This is a genomic window from Terriglobus sp. (genome assembly GCF_965201105.1).
GTDB lineage: Bacteria > Acidobacteriota > Terriglobia > Terriglobales > Acidobacteriaceae > Terriglobus.
This window is the reverse complement of sequence record NZ_OZ241741.1, coordinates 2,154,345-2,170,115: the sequence shown is the minus strand read 5'-3', so window position 1 is coordinate 2,170,115 and position 15,771 is coordinate 2,154,345. Positions and strand designations below refer to the sequence as shown.

Sequence of the window (15,771 nt, the reverse complement as noted above, 5' to 3'; positions counted from 1 at the left end):
AAGGGCGAACTTGCCGCCATTGTTACGCGCGCAGAAACCGGCGGCGTGCCATTCCCAGCAGGGACAGGGTGCCGGTTCCGAGCAGCGCCAGAGAGCCTGGCTCGGGTGTTGCCGCAATGGAAGGAGCGCTGACGCCGGTGAAGACGAAAGTGTCGTCGTTGTAGTTGAAATCGCCGCCATTCCTGAGGTCCTCAAGGCCGACAAAAAGGCCGCTGGGAATACCGGATACGCCGCCGGTGTAGGCCGTTTCATACCCATGGTTGACCCCATCATCACTGTAGCTCGCGATATTCGCGAAGAGGCCATCCGGAGAGTTGATGTAGAACACCAACTGATCGCCCATGTTGATCTCGCCAGGACCGCTACCCACCGTGACCTCGGTTCCATTGGGCGTGGTCTTGTTATTGAGCACCTGGCCGCTCAGGTACTTGGTCTGAATGTCGTAGACCTGAATGGTGTCGGTGAAGGCAGCGGTACTGCCATAAAAGTAGATGTTCACGCCGCCATTGCTGCTGGCAAAGGTGGGTACTTCAGGTGCGGCATGGCCGGGAGTTGGGTAGGGAATCGCGTCAGCTTTGGCGATGGAGGCAGAAGCCGCGCCAAGACTCAGGAAGAGAAGGGATGCTGCAATCTTGCTCATTTTTGTTTTTTGACCGTAAGGGGGATTGTGTTCCGAGCGTTGCGGAACGGCACAGAAAAATGAGCTATTCCGAACGGTCCCAGTAAAGCATGCGACAGGAAAGAGGAATACAACTTTCGGTGTAGCCGATAGACTGCAGGTGGGATGGACAGCAGATTGCATGCGGATGCGTCGCCGCGCGGTTAGGCTCAGTCCTGTGTTGGCTGCATCTGAATCGATTGAGGTGCATGGGAAATGCGAGTTCAAAACTATGTTTGGATTGCGGCGTTGAGTGTGTTTTCGCTTGCGGCGCAGGCGCAGGTGGTACAAGGCGCGGGTGATGTGGCGAAGGCGCCGGTGGCGGGTGCGGGCACTGCCGCAGGTGGCGTCGGCAAGGGTGCGGGTGCCGCTGCAGGCGGTGTCGGCAAGGGCGTCGGCCAAGCTGCGACGCTGCATCCGCTGAACGCCGCAGGGGACGTAGGCAAGGGCGGAGCGAAGGCCGGCAAGGATGTGGGCGTGGGTGCGGCCAAGGGCAGCGGGAAAGTGGTAAAGGGTACCGGCAAGGGCCTGAAGAAAATCTTCTAATCGCTCTCGCGCAAGACGAACTGGCGACGGGCCGGCCCTATCGGCGGACCGCTTGCTTTGGTCAAATGCGTGGCCCGGTATTAGTGTATTGTGCGCTCCACCGCGCGAACCCGGCACCCGTGCTTAGCCGCTATGCTGGGAGTATGCGGCTTCGTGTGCTGTTCTTTGGTGTTTTGCGCGATCGCTTTGGCTTGGCTGAGGAGTTGGAGCAATTTCCTGGGCGCACCGTCGCCGACCTCTTGCGCTACTATCGCGCGGTTTCGCCGGAGTTGCAGGAACTGTGGCAATCCGTTGCGGTTGCCGTGAACCAGCAGTATGCCGCTGCCGATATTGCGCTCAGCGACGGGGATGAGGTGGCGCTGTTGCCACCCGTGAGTGGTGGGTTGGTGGCTGGAGGTACTGCATGCACGTGGCGCTGACACATGCGGAGATCGACAGCAAGGCGATCCTCGCGGCACTGAAGGCCGGCGAGGACGGCGCGGTCACCGTGTTCGACGGTATCGTGCGGAATAACACGAAGGGCCGGGCGACGCTGTACCTGGACTACTCGGCCTATGACGCGATGGCGTTGGAGCAGATGCGCGCCCTGGCAACCGAGGCGGTGACGCGCTTTGGTGTGCGCGATGTTGCGATGGTGCATCGGCTGGGACGCCTCCAAGTGGGCGAAACGAGCGTTCTGATCGCGGTTGCGTCCGCGCATCGTGGCGTTACATTTGACGCGTGCCGGTGGCTGATCGACACGCTGAAAAAGCAGGTGCCCATCTGGAAAAAGGAGATCTTCATGGATGGCGCGGTGTGGGCGCCGGGCGAGCCGTTTCCGGCAGAGGTCGCTTTGGGCCGTACCGCAGTAGACACCGATCGCTAGAGTTTTCCGTCCAAGGGGATGGAGCTTTTCGTTGAGTCACTGGAGTGTTTCCGCCGCAGCAATGCTTGCGCTGACATTGGCGCCGTCCGTGGTGCCGCCCGTAGCGCCGCAACAGGCATCGCAGGCGCCGGCCACGCAGGGCAGCTCGCAAACCGGCGTGCCGATTTACCGCGTGGAAACGCGGCTGATCAACGTGCCGGTGAACGTGACCGATGCGCATGGCGTGGCGGTTCCTGACTTGCAGCAAAGCGATTTCATTGTGCGGGAAGACGGCAAGCTGCAGAAGATCGCGCTGTTTGAGCGTGAATCGGCGACGCCGCTTTCCATTGAGATGGCGGTGGACACGTCAGGTTCGGTGCTGTCGCAGATGAAGACGGAAAAGGAAGCGGCGAAGCAGTTTGCCCGCGACATTCTGCGTGAGCAGGACGAAATGGGACTGATCGGATTCAGTGACGAGAGCGAAGAACTGGTGTCCTTTACGAATGATCCGAAGCGCATCGAGCAGGGCTTGAATCACCTGAGCAAGGGCGACGATACGGCGCTGTACAACGCGATCTATGTGGCGAGTGAGCGGCTGGGGCAGGCGAAGCCTGATGCCGAGCGGCGGCGAATCCTGGTGCTGGTGACGGACGGCGGGGACAACCCCATCAAGCGCGAGATGAGCTACAGCAAAGCGATCGAGCAGGCACAGCGCGCGGGTGCGGCCATCTATCCGATTATCATCGTGCCGATCCTGGCGGATGCAGGGCGTGATGTGGCCGGCGAGCATGCGCTGATTCAGATGGCGAACGACACGGGTGGCAAATATTTTTATGTGACGGATCGCGAAGATCTTAAAACGGCGTTTGCGCACCTGTCGGATGCGCTGCGCACGCAGTATTTGCTGGGGTACTATGCTCCGCGTCGCGGCAAGGACACCAGCTTCCGGCGCATCGACGTGTCGCTGACCGATGCCGCGGTGAAGGCGAGTGCGCATCTGCGATACCGGACGGGGTATTACGCGGACGCGCGGTAGCCGGTGAGCCGCTGTCATGGACCGGGGTATCCTGACTGCGATGAGCTATTACGATCCAAGCCAGTTCCCGTTCGCCACGCCTGCTTCGCAGATTGCACGGGAGGCGGGCGCGCTGCTGAAGCGCTACTACGAGAAGGGCGTCGCCACCGAGTTCAAAGGTGACGTGGACATTGTGACGGAGGCGGATCGCGCCAGCGAGAAGCTGATCACGGAGCACCTGCGGGTGCAGTTCCCGGACCACGGCGTGTTCGGCGAGGAGGGTGCGCGCGAGCGGCTGGGCGCGGAGTACCGGTGGTATGTGGACCCGCTGGACGGCACGACGAACTTCGCGCACGGGTTTCCGTACTTCGCGGTTTCGATGGGTTTGGAGCAACGAACGCCGGGGCTGCGGGACGATCAGGATGGCGAGATGGTTGCGGCGGTGATCTATGAGCCGCTTCGGGATGAACTGTTCCACGCGGAGCGCGGCAAGGGTGCTTGGCTGAACGGAAAGCGCATTCACTCATCCGCATGCAGACAGTTGCAAGGGGCGCTGCTGGCGACAGGGTTTCCGTCGCGCAAGCGGCACGAGTCGCCAAACATCCACTTCTACCATGAACTGACGCTGCGCACGCATGGTTTGCGGCGGGCGGGTGCGGCCGCGGTCGACCTGGCATATGTGGCGTGCGGACGGCTCGACGGCTTCTGGGAGTTCAACCTGAACCCGTGGGATACGGCGGCCGGCATGCTGCTGGTGGAGGAGGCGGGCGGGGAGATCACACGGTTTGACGGGTCGAAGTTCGCGTTGAATTCGCACGAGGTGCTGGCAACGAACGGGCACATTGGCGGCGAGTTCCGCGAGGTGTTTCGGAAGATGTTTGCGGGTGAGGAGATGACACCGATTCCGACGCCAAAGCAGTTCCGAGAGCGGCGGGAAGCGGAAGCGCAAAAGTGATGGCAGCAGCTGCGTGATTCGGCGTGCGTTTGAAGACTACGTTCGCAACGGCCGGGTTTCCATAACTGGTATCATCGAACTCTTAGAACTTTTCGGGCTTGAAAGGAACACGACCGCACCATGGCATATGTAATCGCAGAACCCTGCATCGGCACCAAGGACACGGCATGCGCCGATGCCTGCCCGGTGGACTGCATCCATCCCAAGAAGGGTGAGGACGGCAACGAGACGGCGGACCAGCTGTTTATCGATCCCGTAGAGTGCATCGACTGCGGCGCTTGCGTTCCGGTGTGCCCGGTTTCGGCGATCTACGCGGCGGACGATCTGCCGGACAAGTGGGCGGAGTTTACGGAAAAGAACTCGGCGCATTTCGGGCGATAGATTCGAGTAAGTTCGAGAAAGCGCGCAGCTTTGGCTGCGCGTTTCTGTTTGTTTCTGGTGAGCAAGGCCGTACACTGGCGCAGGGAGTGCGAGGCATGCAGGTGATAGATGTGCAGGGTGTCGACATGGCATATCTCTTGAGCCGTGTCGAAGAAGGCGAGACTTTTGTGCTGGAGCGCGGGGGGCAGCCGATCGCACGTCTTGTACCGGAACCAGCGCCGAAGGAATCAGCGGAGGTCATGGCTCGACGCCGGACTGAGGGCTTCGGTTTTCTGAAAGGCAAGATGGTCGTGCCAGACGACATTAAGACGCCTTTTGCCGCAGAGATCGAAGAGATGTTCTACGGTAACCCGAACAAGTTTTCGCGAGAGAGCTCGAGCGAAGATTAGCGACGATGCGGATCCTTGCAGATACGCATGTACTTGTCTGGCTGGCCCAAGGCGACGCGCGTCTCTCGCCTGCAGGCAGGAGCCTGCTCGATAGTCTCAACTCAGAAGTTTATTTCAGCCTGGAGAGCCTTCGTGAGATTGCGATCAAGAGTTCGCTGAAGCGACCAGACTTTTACGTGGATATGCGTGAACTCTATGCGGAGCTACGTCGAAGCGGGTGGAAGGAATTGCCTATCAGCGTAGCTCACATTCTCGCTCTTGCTGAGCTACCCAACATCCATCGTGATCCGTTTGATCGCATGCTGGTTGCACAGTCCCGTGTCGAGGGTCTAACGCTGCTCACAGCAGATTCGACGCTCCAACGATATCCCGTGTCGGTCATTGCTCTGTAGTTGCGCATTGGCTGCCATTCACCAATCCGAAGCAATCTTGCTGCGCACGTGGCCGTTTGCGGAAGCCGACCTGCTTGTCTCGTTCTTTACGCGCGAGCAGGGTGTGGTGCGCGGTGTGGCGCGGCATGCAATGCGGTCGCGGCGGCGGTTCGGCGGCGCGCTGGAGCCGATGACCGAGGTGCGCGCGACCTGGGCGGAAAAGCCGAAGCAGGACATTGTGCGGCTGGATCAGTTGGAAATTCTTTGGTCGCCCATGCGGGAGCCGGTGGACTTCGCGCGGGCGACGGGGCTGGCGCTGGTGGCCGAGGTGCTGGAGGCGGCACTGCCGGATCGCGCACCGGAAGATGACGTGTACCGCCTGGCCTTGGCAGTGGCAAAACGTATGCGGGGCGACAATGTGTTTCTGCCGGCGACTTACTTTCTGCTGTGGATCAACCGGCTGCTGGGGTGGATGCCGGACCTGTCGCGATGCGCGGTGAGTGGGGCGCCGCTGCGGGGACACGACGCGTACTTCACACCGGTGCGCGAAGGATTGTTTGCAGCGCAGGCGCGGCCGCAGGGGAGTGTGCCGTTGAGTGCGGAGTCGTGCCGGCTGGCGGAGGAGATGTTTCGCCAGCCAATTATGGCGTTCGAGGGCCAGGCATGGCCGCGGGGGCGGGCAGCGGACTTGCGGCGATTTGCGGGATCGACGCTGGAGCGGCATTTGGAAGAGCGGCTGCAGAGCTTGCGGATGCTGGCGAAGTTATAGGTTGTTAAGGCGTTCTCCAGGTTGGGTAGTGTCTGACGAATCACGGTACGACTGAAACCTTGTCATTTCGACCGGAGCACGCGCGCTTTTTGCGTGTGCGCAGCGGAGAAACCTGCATTTGTGCCGGCACTCCCTATGCGTTGTGCGCATGAACAAAATTGCATCAGACACTCTCTGAAACCCTAATCATCCCACAGCGTTCTGGGCTTCAGAGCCCTCGCTGCTTCCACAAAGGATCAGCTTTGCGGCTTGCCCCCACCTGCGGCGATCCAGGCGTCGACGCGTTGTTCAAGGACGTCCATGGGCAGCGCGCCGGAGTCGATGACGAGGTCGTGGTAATCGCTCAGCTTGAACTTAGCACCCAGCTTCGTGCGGGCGCGTTCGCGGAGTTCAATAAACTTAAGCTGGCCCATCTTGTAGCCCAGGGCTTGCGCGGGCCAGGCGATGTAGCGGTCGGTTTCGCTCTGGATGTTGGTTTCGTCGATGCCCGAGTGGTCGTGGAAGAAATCGACCATTTGCTCGCGGGTCCAGTGCTTGGAATGGACGCCGGTATCGACGACCAGGCGAATGGCGCGCCAGATGTCGGCTTCCAGGCGGCCATAGTCGCTGTACGGATCCTGGTAGAAGCCGACATCCTTCCCCAGACGCTCGCTGTAAAGGCCCCAGCCCTCGGTGTAGGCCGTGTAGTAGTTGTGCTTGCGGAACTCGGGCAGGCCGGTCAGCTCCTGGGCGATGCTGATCTGCAGATGATGACCCGGAACGCCCTCGTGGTAGCTGACAGCCTCGGCGTTCTCCAAACCGCGGTCGGCGAAGTGGTACGTATTCACATAAACGCGGCCGGGGCGCTTGCCGTCGGGCGTGCCCTCTTCGTAGTAAGCCTGCGACTGCTGCGCGGCCATGTAGTCGGGCACCTTAACCACCTCAAGCGGCGCCTTCGGCAATGTGCCAAAAAGCTGCGGCAACTTGGCCTGCATACCGGCGATGTAGCCCTTGTACACGTTCAGAAGCTGTTCGGGTGAGGTGGCGTGCAGTTTCGGGTTGGTCTTCAGGCTTGCATTAAAGCTCTTCAAATCGCTGAAGCCGAGCTTCTTGGCGATAGTGAGCATTTCGGATTCGTCGCGCTTCACTTCGTTCAGGCCGATCTGATGAATCTGGTCCGGCGTGAGCTTCAGCGTGGTGCTTTGGCGGACGCGGAAGGCGTAGTACGCGTCGCCGTCAGGCAGTGCCGACGCGCCAGGCTCGGTGCGGCATGCCGGGATGTATTGCGCGGTCAGGAATTTGCCGAAGCGTGTGTAGGCGGGCTGCACCTGTTGCGTCCAGGCGTCGGTCGCGTCCTTGGTAATGCGCTTGCGGTCTTCGGCGGAGATGCCGGCCGGGAAGTGCTTGAGCGGCGCGAGGAACGGCGTGTCCTCGGGCTTGGCGCCGGCGACAGCCTGTACCTCCTTGACGACCTGGTCCATGATGAGGCGCGGCGGTGTGCGTTTTGCATCCGCACCGAGCGACATGGATTCCTGCACCTGCGCGAAAACCTGTGGGATGGCATTCAGTCGCGCGATGAGGTTGTCGTAGTCGTGCACGTCATCAAACGGCATCACGTCGATGGTCTGTGGCAGGCCGGTCTGCGGGCCGTTGAACTGGTTCACAGGCATCTGCCACTCCTTGAAGCGGGCACCTTCCTGGTCGTCAATCAGGCTACGGACGAGCAGATCGACGGAGAGTTTTTCCTGGGAGGTCAAACCGGTGGTGTCAAAGGCGGCGAGGCGGTTCAGAGTTTCACGTTCACGGGCGAGCCAACTATTGGCGGCGGCGCCGGTGTAATCGCTCCACCGGTCGTTATAGCGCTTGTCGCCAATGCTGGTGGCCAACTCAGGCGACTGCTTTAGCTCGTCCTGCCAGTAGCTTTCAAAGAGTTTCGTGAGCTGTGCCGAGCGCGTTGCGGCGGAGTCCACCTGGGTGTGCGCCATGGCAGGGGCGAGAAGGGTAGCGCCGAGCGCCAGAAGAGTCAGTGTGTGCTTCATCACAGGTGAGTGTACGACGCAGCGCCTTCAGTTTCTGAAGCGCTGCGCCGTAGCAGTCACGGTTGGGGCAGGAACATGACGCTGTATGCATCGAGCATGCGATACAGCGTGGAGCGGCTGATTCCCAGCATCTCCGCCGTGCGCAGTTTGTTGCCTTGGCACCGTTGCAGCACAAGTTCCACGTGCCTGCGAACGATCACATCGAGCCGCCAGTTTCTGAGGTCGATGCGTGCCGGTGGTGAGAGTGGTTGCGTTCCGAAGGTCTGTGTCACACCCCGCTTATCGGCAGGGCGGGCGAGTGGTTCAGTGCGGGGCAGGCAGGTATTCCAAAATAAAACGGCCTGGACAGTTCGCCCAGGCCGCTTTGGATCGCAACGCTCTGCACCGGTCCGGAACCGGACAGGCCGCTGCCACGGTCGCCTACGCCGTTGCTTTCGCGCAGTACACGTCAAAGGCGCGCGCCAGTTCCTGGGCGATGGCGGGCGCGTTGCTGGTTTCAATGGCGGAGCGCTGCATCAGGTAGACCAACTGACCGTCGCGGAAGATCGCAATGGCCGGTGATGTGGGCGGGTGGCCGCCGAAGTGGCCGCGCGCCTTGTCCGTCGCCTCGCGGTCCTGGCCGGCGAATACGGTAATGGCGCGGTCGGGCTTTTGGGTGTGCTGCAGCGCCATGCGAACACCAGGGCGCATCTTGCCCGCTGCGCAGCCGCAGACGCTGTTGACCACGACCATGGTCGTGCCAGCCTCCGCAATTGCGGAATCGACCTCTGCGCCCGAGCGGGCCTCCTGAATGCCGGCGCGGGTCAGCTCCTCGCGCATCGGGATCACCATGATCTCTGGGTACATTGCATCTCCTCTGGCCGGAACGTCGGGCCGCGTATCTCGATACTAAATGGACGCGCGGCGAGCCGGAACGGTGCGCGCTGATAGCCTTGATGGCATGGGTTTGCAGGCTGTCGCGGAGCAGCACACAGGGGCGGAAGCGGCGCTGGATGTGCGGGAGAACGTTCCGCTGGCGCCGTACACGACGCTGGGCATTGGCGGGCCGGCGCGCTGGTTCATCACCGCGACAACGGAGGCGGAAATCGCGGCGGCGGTGCAGTTTGCGCGAGACCGTCACGTGCCGCTGTTTGTGCTGGGCGGCGGTAGCAACCTCTTGGTGAGCGACAACGGCTTTCCGGGGCTGGTGCTGCACGTTGCGCTTAGGGGGGTACACACGTCCGTCGAGCGGCCGAACGAGTCCGTGTACGTGACCGCTGCAGCCGGTGAGAGCTGGGATGAACTGGTGCAGTTCACGGTGGAAGAGAACCTACAGGGAATGGAGTGCCTGGCGGGCATCCCGGGCAGCGTGGGTGGAACGCCCGTGCAAAACGTGGGAGCGTATGGGCAGGAAGTAGCGCAAACCCTGGTTTCGGTACGATGTTTGGATATGCGAGACCTGCGGTTCGTGGAGCTGACCCGTGCGGACCTTCGGTTTGGATACCGGACGAGCCTGCTAAATGCGGCGGAACGTGGGCGCTACATCGTCACGCGGGTTACGTTTGCGATGAAGCGATCCGGCACGCCGGGCAGCCAGCCGAACCTCTCGTATGCCGACCTGAAGCGGATCTTTCCAGAGCCGGCGCGTCCAACGCTGGCGGAGGTTGCGGAGGCGGTGCGTGGCATTCGCCGCGGCAAAGGCATGGTGGTGGATGCGGCGGACCCGGACTCTCGGTCGGCGGGATCGTTCTTTCGCAACCCGATTGTGCCGCAGGAGTCTCTGGAGCGCGTCGCGCAGGTGAGCGGCTTGCATGTGAACCAGGTGCCGCACTGGCCGGCGGGGGAAGGCTGCATTAAGCTGCCGGCAGCGTGGCTGCTGGAGCACGCCGGGTTTGTGCGCGGCACGGTGCTGGGTCGCGCCGGTATTTCGTCGAAGCACACGCTGGCGCTGGTAAATCGCGGCGACGCGGCGCAGCGGGATATAGCGGCGCTGCGCGAGCGCATTGTGAACGGCGTTCGGGCGCGGTTTGGGATTGAACTGGAGCAGGAGCCGGTGAACGTCGGTTAGATCGCGCCGAGTTCGTTGAGCAAGCCAATCCGTTCCTCCTGCAGCACCGCCGCAGGTGCGCCTTGCGCGAAAATTTGACCATCGCGGATGCGAAGCACCTCACCCGCTGTTGCGAACACCTCGCTCACGTCGTGCGTCACGCTGACGATCGGCATGGGATCGCCCGCGTTGTGCCGGTCTGCCTGCGTCTGCAGAAGGATGCTGCGCAGTTGCTGCCGCAGGTCGCGGTCGGCACCGGAGAAGCTCTCATCCAGCAGCAAAACCTGCGGTTGCGCAAGGATGGCGCGCGCAAGAACGACCCGCCTCGCCTCGCCGCCTGAGATCAAATACGAGCCAACACCCGCCACGTGGTCCAGCTTGAACCGGTGCAGCGCGGCGTCCACGGCATCGTGACTGGCGGAGCCGGAAGGACGGGCTGCGAACACGACATTCTCCCGGACAGAAAGGTGCGGGAACACGCTTGCCGACTGGTCAACGAGCGTGACGTGCCTGCGGTGTGCGGGCAGGTTGCGCAACTCGCGGCCGTTTACCTGGCAGATGCCTGTTCGTTGTGGGATGAGGCCGGCCAGCAGGCGTAGCAACGTGGTCTTCCCGGAACCCGAGGCGCCGAAAATTGCGGTCCAGGGTTGTGGCAATGTGAACGCGTGACGGGCATGGTGGCCACCGATCCGCTCGTCGCAGGAGAAGCGCAACCAGGGCGCGGGAGATGCGTCGGGCACCGGCTAGAGCTCCCGCCCGGTCCGGCCGGGACAATCCGCGGGCCGTGGGCGTGTGCGTACGGCATTTTCGGCGTTGAAGGACGGTAGACGCGGGCGGCTTTCCATCGGGCCTGGCTTTCTGAAGTTACGATGCGCGGCGGGTTGGGCGCAGGTAGAGCAGGACGAGCGCGGCAGTGGAAATGGTCAGTAGCGTAAAAGCGATGCGGTTGGCGGCGTCAAATTCGCCGTTCTCGGCCAGGTCGTAAAGCACGATGGAGAGCGTGCGCGTCTGGCCGGGTATGTTGCCGCCCAGCATGAGCACGACGCCAAACTCGCCGATCGTGTGAGCGAAGGTGAGCACGGCCGAGGTGAGCAGTGCGGGGCGGGTGAGCGGTAACGCCACCCGAAAAAACGATCTCACGGGCGACGTGCCCAGCGTTGCCGCCACATCCAGGTAGCGGCGATCGACGGACCGTAGGCCAGCGACCAAGGGTTGCACGGCAAAAGGCAGGCTGTACACGACCGAGCCCACCACAAGCCCGCTGAACGAGAACGCCAGGGTATGCCCGAGCAGGCGGGTCAGGGTTCGGCCGGCCGCGGTGAGTGGGCCCAGACCGACCAGAAGGTAATAGCCGAGCAGGGTCGGCGGCAGCACCAGCGGCAGCGCGATCGCGGCTTCCAGCAGAACACGCAGCCTTGTACGCGGAAACACAATGCAGTACGAAAGCGGTAACGCCAGCAAAAGCAGAAGCGCGGTCGTGACAGAGGCCAGCTTGACCGTAAGCCACAGTGCCTGCGAGTCGAACAATGCGGCGCGCCTCCGGCTACGATTTTAGATGACCTGACTCGCAGGGTTTACGGAACCGGCTGCAGCCCCAGCTCCGGCAGATGTTGCTGGATTTCGTCGCTCGTCAGGTAATTGAGGAAGACATGTGCCTCTTTGCGGTGCCTGGCGTTCTGGAGTACAACGGCGCACTGCCGGATTTCGAGGTAGGTAACCGCGGGGAACAGTACAAACGTTCCCGCCTGCTTGTACTTGCCACTCATCGCGATGGTCTGGGACATGAGCGCGAGCTGTGCGTTGCCGCTCAGGGCGAACTGGGCGGCCTGCCCCACGGATTCAGCCTGCACGAGGTGAGGCTGAACATTTGGGAAATACTTGAGCTTTTTGATGGCGGCCAGGGCGGCACGTCCGTACGGAGCATGGTCGGGGTTGGCAATCGCGACACTTCTCAGGTCTTTGCGCTGCAGGGTGTCCAGGCTTAACGGCTGGAACGGGCCGTCTTTGCGCTCCCACAGCACGAGCGTGCCCTTGGCATAGGGCGTCGGATTGATGGAGTCCGCTTTGCCGGCAGCAACGACGCGTTCGGCAAAGGTGAAGTCAGCGGAGAGGAAAATGTCGGCGGGGGCACCATTCACGACCTGCTCGCTGAGTACGGCAGAAGACCCGAAGCTGACCTTGAGCTTGATGCCCGTACGTCGCTCAAAATACGGGGTTAAAACCTCCAATACAGGTTGCATGTCGGCGGCCGCGAAGACGGTAAGTTCGACCGGGGCGGCCTTGCTGTCGGCGTGTGCGGCGGGATCTACCTGCGCCTGCAGGTTGGAAGTGAGCACCAGCGCAAGGACAACCAGAACAAGAGAAAGCAGCGCACGCGCGGCTCTGCTGATCCACGTCCAGCGCGGGCGAGTGGGGTAGGCTAGGGGGGACGATGCCGATCCGATCACACCAGCTCAGATGCATTGGAAACGACGCGCGCATCGCGCCGGAGGAGATCGCCAGCGACTTTCGCGATCCCGAGACGCGCGAGCTCTACGAGGTCGAGTACCCGTGGAGCGAAACCGGCGACAGGCCGGGGATGTTCCCTCGCAATCTTCCGAATGCCTCGGCGCTCCGCCACCTGTGGGCGGAGCGCCGGGATTCCACGCTGCCGATCGACCAGTCCGGCGTGTGGCGGTACCGCGAGCTCCTGCCGATTCTGCAGGACGACGCGCACGCGATCACGCTGCGCGAGGGCAACACGCCGCTGTACGATTTGCCGCGCTGCGGCAAGCTGCTGGGCCTGGACTTCCTTTTGGCGAAGCACCAGGGGCTGAACCCGACCGGGTCGTTCAAGGACACCGGGATGACCGCCGCGTTATCGGTCGCAGCGGAGCGGGGCTACCAATGGGTCGCCTGTGCCAGCACCGGCAATACCAGTGCTGCGATGGCGGCGTACGCCGCGCGGGCCGGCTTACGATCCATCGTATTCATTCCGGAAGGCAAGATCGCTTGGGGCAAGCTGTCGCAGTCGATGGATTACGGCGCGCTGACGGTGCAGTTAAAGACGGACTTCGACGGCTGCGTGCAGATGCTGGCCGAGCTGGTCCGCCGAAACCCAATCTATTTGCTGAATTCAGTGAACCCGTACCGGCTGGAAGGCCAGAAGACGCCGGCCATTGAGATTTGCGAGCAGCTGGACTGGCAGGTGCCGGACCACGTGATCGTGCCGGGCGGAAACCTGGCCAATGGATCGGCCCTGGGCAAGGGCTTCAGTGAGCTGAAACACCTGGGATTCATCTCTCGGGTGCCGAAGATTTCGGTGATCCAGGCGGAAGGCGCGAACCCGCTCTTTCAGTGGTTTACGAACGCCGAGAAGATGTTGCGGCCGGTGACAGCGGACACGCGGGCGACGGCAATCCGCATCGGCAACCCGGCGAGCTGGCGCAAGGCAGCCCGCGTGATCGAAGCGACGGGTGGCTGGTGCGAGTCGGTTTCCGAGCAGGAGATTGCCTTGGCGAAGGCGCAGATCGGTGCGGAGGGCATTGGCTGCGAACCAGCGTCGGCAGTGACCCTGGCCGGGGCGAAAAAGCTGGTCGCGGCCGGGCGCATCCAGTTAAGCGAGCGCGTCGTGCTGCTGCTGACCGGACATACCTTAAAGGATCCGGAGTACACCATCGACTTCCACAAGGACCTGCTGGCGACCGGCATGGCAGAGGCGGACCCATACCGCAAGCCGCCGCTGGTGCTGGAGGCGAATGAGTCTGTGGTGCTGCGCGCGCTGGAAGCCGAGATGGCACGGGCGTGAGCGCCCACAATGCGGGCCGGGCGGCAGGTCCACATAGGGAATCAGTGCGGCTACGGCTTCCGGCAACCTCGGCAAATCTGGGGCCGGGTTTCGACGCCCTCGGGTTAGCAATGAATTTCCACCTGCACGTGACGGCGGCCCTGGATGCGACGCCGAGCCTGAACGTAACGGGGCGCGACGCGGCGAAAATCCAGAACGCAGACGACAATCTGGTACTCGCGACATTTCGCGAGGTGCTGGAAGACAACCGCAAAAGTGTTCCCGTCTTGGCGATGCACGTCCACAACGAAATTCCGCTTGGAATGGGATGTGGATCGTCCGCTGCGGCGCTGGTGGCTGGGGTGGCGCTGGCGAATCACTTCGGCGAGTTAGGGTGGAATGCGCAACGCGTGCTGGCGGAGGCATCGCGGCGCGAAGGGCACCCGGACAACGTTGCGGCCTGCGTTCTGGGCGGCTTCACCGCCTCTGCGATGCGCGACGGTGAGGTGCATGCCATCACGCTGCAGCCGCCGAAGCCCTGGCAACTGCTGCTGGTCCTGCCGGACGCGTCGCTCTCGACGGAGGCCGCCCGCGCGTTGCTGCCGGAAACGTACTTGCGCCAGGACGCCGTCGCGAACGTGCAGAATGTAGCGTTGTTGACGGCTGCGTTCGCCACTGGAGACGAGTTCCTTCTGCGCAGGGCGATGCAGGACCGCATGCACCAGCCGTACCGTCAGTTGGCGTGTCCGCTTCTGCCCAAACTGCTTCCACTTGCTGGCAGCGGAGCCTTACTCGGTACCGCGCTTTCGGGAGCTGGTCCGTCCGTGCTGCTGGTCGTCGACTGCGCAGCCGAGCGGCAATCCGTGGAAGCACTGGTGCTGCAGGCATTGCAAGATACACAGGAAAATGTGGAACTTCTGTGGACACAGATCGCCGAAGCTGCCCAACTGGGGTGAGCAGCATCCCCGGAAAGGTGTAGACATAAGACTACAAAAAGTGTGGCGTCCCAGCCCTCCCGTTGCTATGTTGAAGAGGTAGGCAGCCCTGGGGGAGGGTTGATCCTGCGGGACGCCCGTTGATCTTATAGGTCCGGGCGTCCTTCCCATTTTGCGGCCTCTGCCGCCTGCTCAGAGCTGACGAGGATCAGCGGCATCGCGCAGAATGTCACCCAGAAATGACATTGCAAGTACGGCGACAATCACAGCAATTGCGGGGAATGCGGCCATGTACGGGTCGTCGAAGAGATGCGCGCGCGCGTCGTTAAGCATGGAACCCCAACTGGCCGCCGGCGGCGGAACGCCCAGACCCAGAAAGCTGAGTGTCGCTTCCGCCAGAACAGCACCGGCCATGCCGATCGCGGCTTGCACGATGATCGGTTGCGCAACGTTGGGCAAAATGTGGCGGAGGAGGATGCGGAGGTCAGAGGCGCCGAGCGAACGTGCGGCCTCCACGTACTCACGGTTGCGTGCAGCCAACACCTGGGCGCGAACCAGCCGGGCATAATTGACCCATCCCGTTAGCGCTAACGCGAGTACCAGGTTGCGCATGCCGGGGCCAAGGAACGCGACAAAGGCGATCGCCAGCAGAATGCCGGGCAAAGCGAGGAACGCATTCATCACGTAAAGGTTCAGGACGGTGTCGCGCCAGCCGCCGTAGAAGCCTGCGATCGCTCCAACCAGCACGCCCACGGCGAGGGACAGGGCAACCACGGTTGTGGCGACCCCGAGCGAGATGCGCGCGCCAAAGAGCACGCGCGAGAAGATATCGCGGCCCAGCTCGTCGGTTCCGAAGAGGTGTCCTGCCCCGGGCGCAAGCAGCCGGGCCGAAAGCTGGATGCTGGCCGGATCGTGCGGGGCCAGTTCCGGCGCAAAGACGGCCACGAAGGCAAGGGCAGAAAGCACCGCTATAACGGTCCAGAGCGCGATACGGTTTGCGGTGCGAGCAGGATCGCCGACCATGGCCTATGCTAGCCCGCTTTTCTGCTGACGGTAGTTGGTTGCGTGAGACACTGTGGGGGAAATTGGAGGAGAAAA

At 62.4% G+C, this 15,771-nt stretch carries 20 protein-coding genes; 12 read left to right on the top strand and 8 right to left on the bottom strand.

The features are described 5' to 3' along the window. Nucleotides 1-22: 22 nt before the first annotated feature. On the bottom strand, nt 23-640 hold the full coding sequence (locus ACOFKT_RS09445) for a PEP-CTERM sorting domain-containing protein (protein ID WP_419803740.1): 618 nt from the start codon (nt 638-640) through the stop codon (nt 23-25). Nucleotides 641-874: 234 nt separating this feature from the next. Between ACOFKT_RS09445 and ACOFKT_RS09440 the strand changes: the two genes are divergently transcribed. From ACOFKT_RS09440 to recO, 9 genes are all read left to right on the top strand, one after another. Then, on the top strand, nt 875-1,204 hold the full coding sequence (locus ACOFKT_RS09440) for a hypothetical protein (protein ID WP_419803739.1): 330 nt from the start codon (nt 875-877) through the stop codon (nt 1,202-1,204). A gap of 143 nt (nt 1,205-1,347) precedes the next feature. Further along, nucleotides 1,348-1,623 carry a MoaD/ThiS family protein gene (locus tag ACOFKT_RS09435; protein ID WP_419803738.1) on the top strand — a complete coding sequence of 92 codons (276 nt, stop codon included), beginning with the start codon at nt 1,348-1,350 and terminating at the stop codon, nt 1,621-1,623. Further along, entirely contained in the window at nt 1,608-2,069 is a 462-nt protein-coding gene (locus tag ACOFKT_RS09430; protein WP_419803737.1) for a molybdenum cofactor biosynthesis protein MoaE, read from the top strand. The genes ACOFKT_RS09435 and ACOFKT_RS09430 overlap by 16 nt, the downstream gene beginning before the upstream one ends. 31 nt (nt 2,070-2,100) lie before the next feature. Then, on the top strand, nt 2,101-3,084 hold the full coding sequence (locus ACOFKT_RS09425; RefSeq protein ID WP_419803736.1) for a VWA domain-containing protein: 984 nt from the start codon (nt 2,101-2,103) through the stop codon (nt 3,082-3,084). A 16-nt stretch (nt 3,085-3,100) separates the two neighbouring features. Then, entirely contained in the window at nt 3,101-4,018 is a 918-nt protein-coding gene (locus tag ACOFKT_RS09420; protein WP_419803735.1) for an inositol monophosphatase family protein, read from the top strand. Between the two features lie 120 nt (nt 4,019-4,138). Beyond that, a complete protein-coding gene (locus ACOFKT_RS09415) occupies nt 4,139-4,399 on the top strand; it encodes a 4Fe-4S dicluster domain-containing protein (protein WP_419803734.1) in 261 nt (86 codons plus the stop codon). Continuing rightward, entirely contained in the window at nt 4,354-4,788 is a 435-nt protein-coding gene (locus ACOFKT_RS09410) for a type II toxin-antitoxin system Phd/YefM family antitoxin (protein WP_419803733.1), read from the top strand. The genes ACOFKT_RS09415 and ACOFKT_RS09410 overlap by 46 nt, the downstream gene beginning before the upstream one ends. Nucleotides 4,789-4,793: 5 nt before the next feature. Further along, nucleotides 4,794-5,180, top strand: a complete 387-nt coding sequence (locus ACOFKT_RS09405) for a type II toxin-antitoxin system VapC family toxin (RefSeq protein ID WP_419803732.1) — start codon at nt 4,794-4,796, stop codon at nt 5,178-5,180. Then, nucleotides 5,170-5,928, top strand: a complete 759-nt coding sequence (recO, locus tag ACOFKT_RS09400) for a DNA repair protein RecO (RefSeq protein ID WP_419803731.1) — start codon at nt 5,170-5,172, stop codon at nt 5,926-5,928. The genes ACOFKT_RS09405 and recO overlap by 11 nt, the downstream gene beginning before the upstream one ends. Nucleotides 5,929-6,164: 236 nt before the next feature. Here the strand turns inward: recO and ACOFKT_RS09395 are convergent, their stop codons facing one another. From ACOFKT_RS09395 to ACOFKT_RS09385, 3 genes are all read right to left on the bottom strand, one after another. Continuing rightward, nucleotides 6,165-7,946, bottom strand: coding sequence for a DUF885 domain-containing protein (locus ACOFKT_RS09395; protein ID WP_419803730.1), 1,782 nt, complete (start codon nt 7,944-7,946; stop codon nt 6,165-6,167). A gap of 56 nt (nt 7,947-8,002) precedes the next feature. Beyond that, nucleotides 8,003-8,218 (bottom strand): helix-turn-helix domain-containing protein, encoded by a 216-nt coding sequence (locus ACOFKT_RS09390; RefSeq protein WP_419803729.1) that lies wholly within the window; start codon nt 8,216-8,218, stop codon nt 8,003-8,005. Between the two features lie 148 nt (nt 8,219-8,366). Then, nucleotides 8,367-8,792 carry a BrxA/BrxB family bacilliredoxin gene (locus ACOFKT_RS09385; protein WP_419803728.1) on the bottom strand — a complete coding sequence of 142 codons (426 nt, stop codon included), beginning with the start codon at nt 8,790-8,792 and terminating at the stop codon, nt 8,367-8,369. Between the two features lie 70 nt (nt 8,793-8,862). On the opposite strand from ACOFKT_RS09385, the gene ACOFKT_RS09380 reads away from it, so the two are divergent. Then, nucleotides 8,863-9,993 carry a UDP-N-acetylmuramate dehydrogenase gene (locus ACOFKT_RS09380; protein WP_419803727.1) on the top strand — a complete coding sequence of 377 codons (1,131 nt, stop codon included), beginning with the start codon at nt 8,863-8,865 and terminating at the stop codon, nt 9,991-9,993. Here the strand turns inward: ACOFKT_RS09380 and ACOFKT_RS09375 are convergent. The 3 genes from ACOFKT_RS09375 to modA all read right to left on the bottom strand — a co-directional run bounded on the left by ACOFKT_RS09375 (nt 9,990) and on the right by modA (nt 12,419). Continuing rightward, nucleotides 9,990-10,712, bottom strand: a complete 723-nt coding sequence (locus ACOFKT_RS09375) for an ATP-binding cassette domain-containing protein (RefSeq protein WP_419803726.1) — start codon at nt 10,710-10,712, stop codon at nt 9,990-9,992. The two genes, ACOFKT_RS09380 and ACOFKT_RS09375, sit on opposite strands and share 4 nt — an antisense overlap. A 124-nt stretch (nt 10,713-10,836) precedes the next feature. Then, a complete protein-coding gene (gene modB, locus ACOFKT_RS09370) occupies nt 10,837-11,499 on the bottom strand; it encodes a molybdate ABC transporter permease subunit (protein ID WP_419803725.1) in 663 nt (220 codons plus the stop codon). A 47-nt stretch (nt 11,500-11,546) separates the two neighbouring features. After that, entirely contained in the window at nt 11,547-12,419 is an 873-nt protein-coding gene (modA, locus tag ACOFKT_RS09365; RefSeq protein ID WP_419803724.1) for a molybdate ABC transporter substrate-binding protein, read from the bottom strand. On the opposite strand from modA, the gene thrC reads away from it, so the two are divergent. Beyond that, nucleotides 12,404-13,759 carry a threonine synthase gene (gene thrC / locus ACOFKT_RS09360; protein ID WP_419803723.1) on the top strand — a complete coding sequence of 452 codons (1,356 nt, stop codon included), beginning with the start codon at nt 12,404-12,406 and terminating at the stop codon, nt 13,757-13,759. The genes modA and thrC overlap by 16 nt on opposite strands. Next, nucleotides 13,756-14,694, top strand: a complete 939-nt coding sequence (gene thrB / locus ACOFKT_RS09355) for a homoserine kinase (protein ID WP_419803722.1) — start codon at nt 13,756-13,758, stop codon at nt 14,692-14,694. Before thrC ends, thrB begins: the two co-directional genes overlap by 4 nt. A gap of 171 nt (nt 14,695-14,865) precedes the next feature. Here the strand turns inward: thrB and ACOFKT_RS09350 are convergent, their stop codons facing one another. Further along, entirely contained in the window at nt 14,866-15,696 is an 831-nt protein-coding gene (locus tag ACOFKT_RS09350; RefSeq protein WP_419803721.1) for an ABC transporter permease, read from the bottom strand. Nucleotides 15,697-15,771 lie beyond the last annotated feature (75 nt).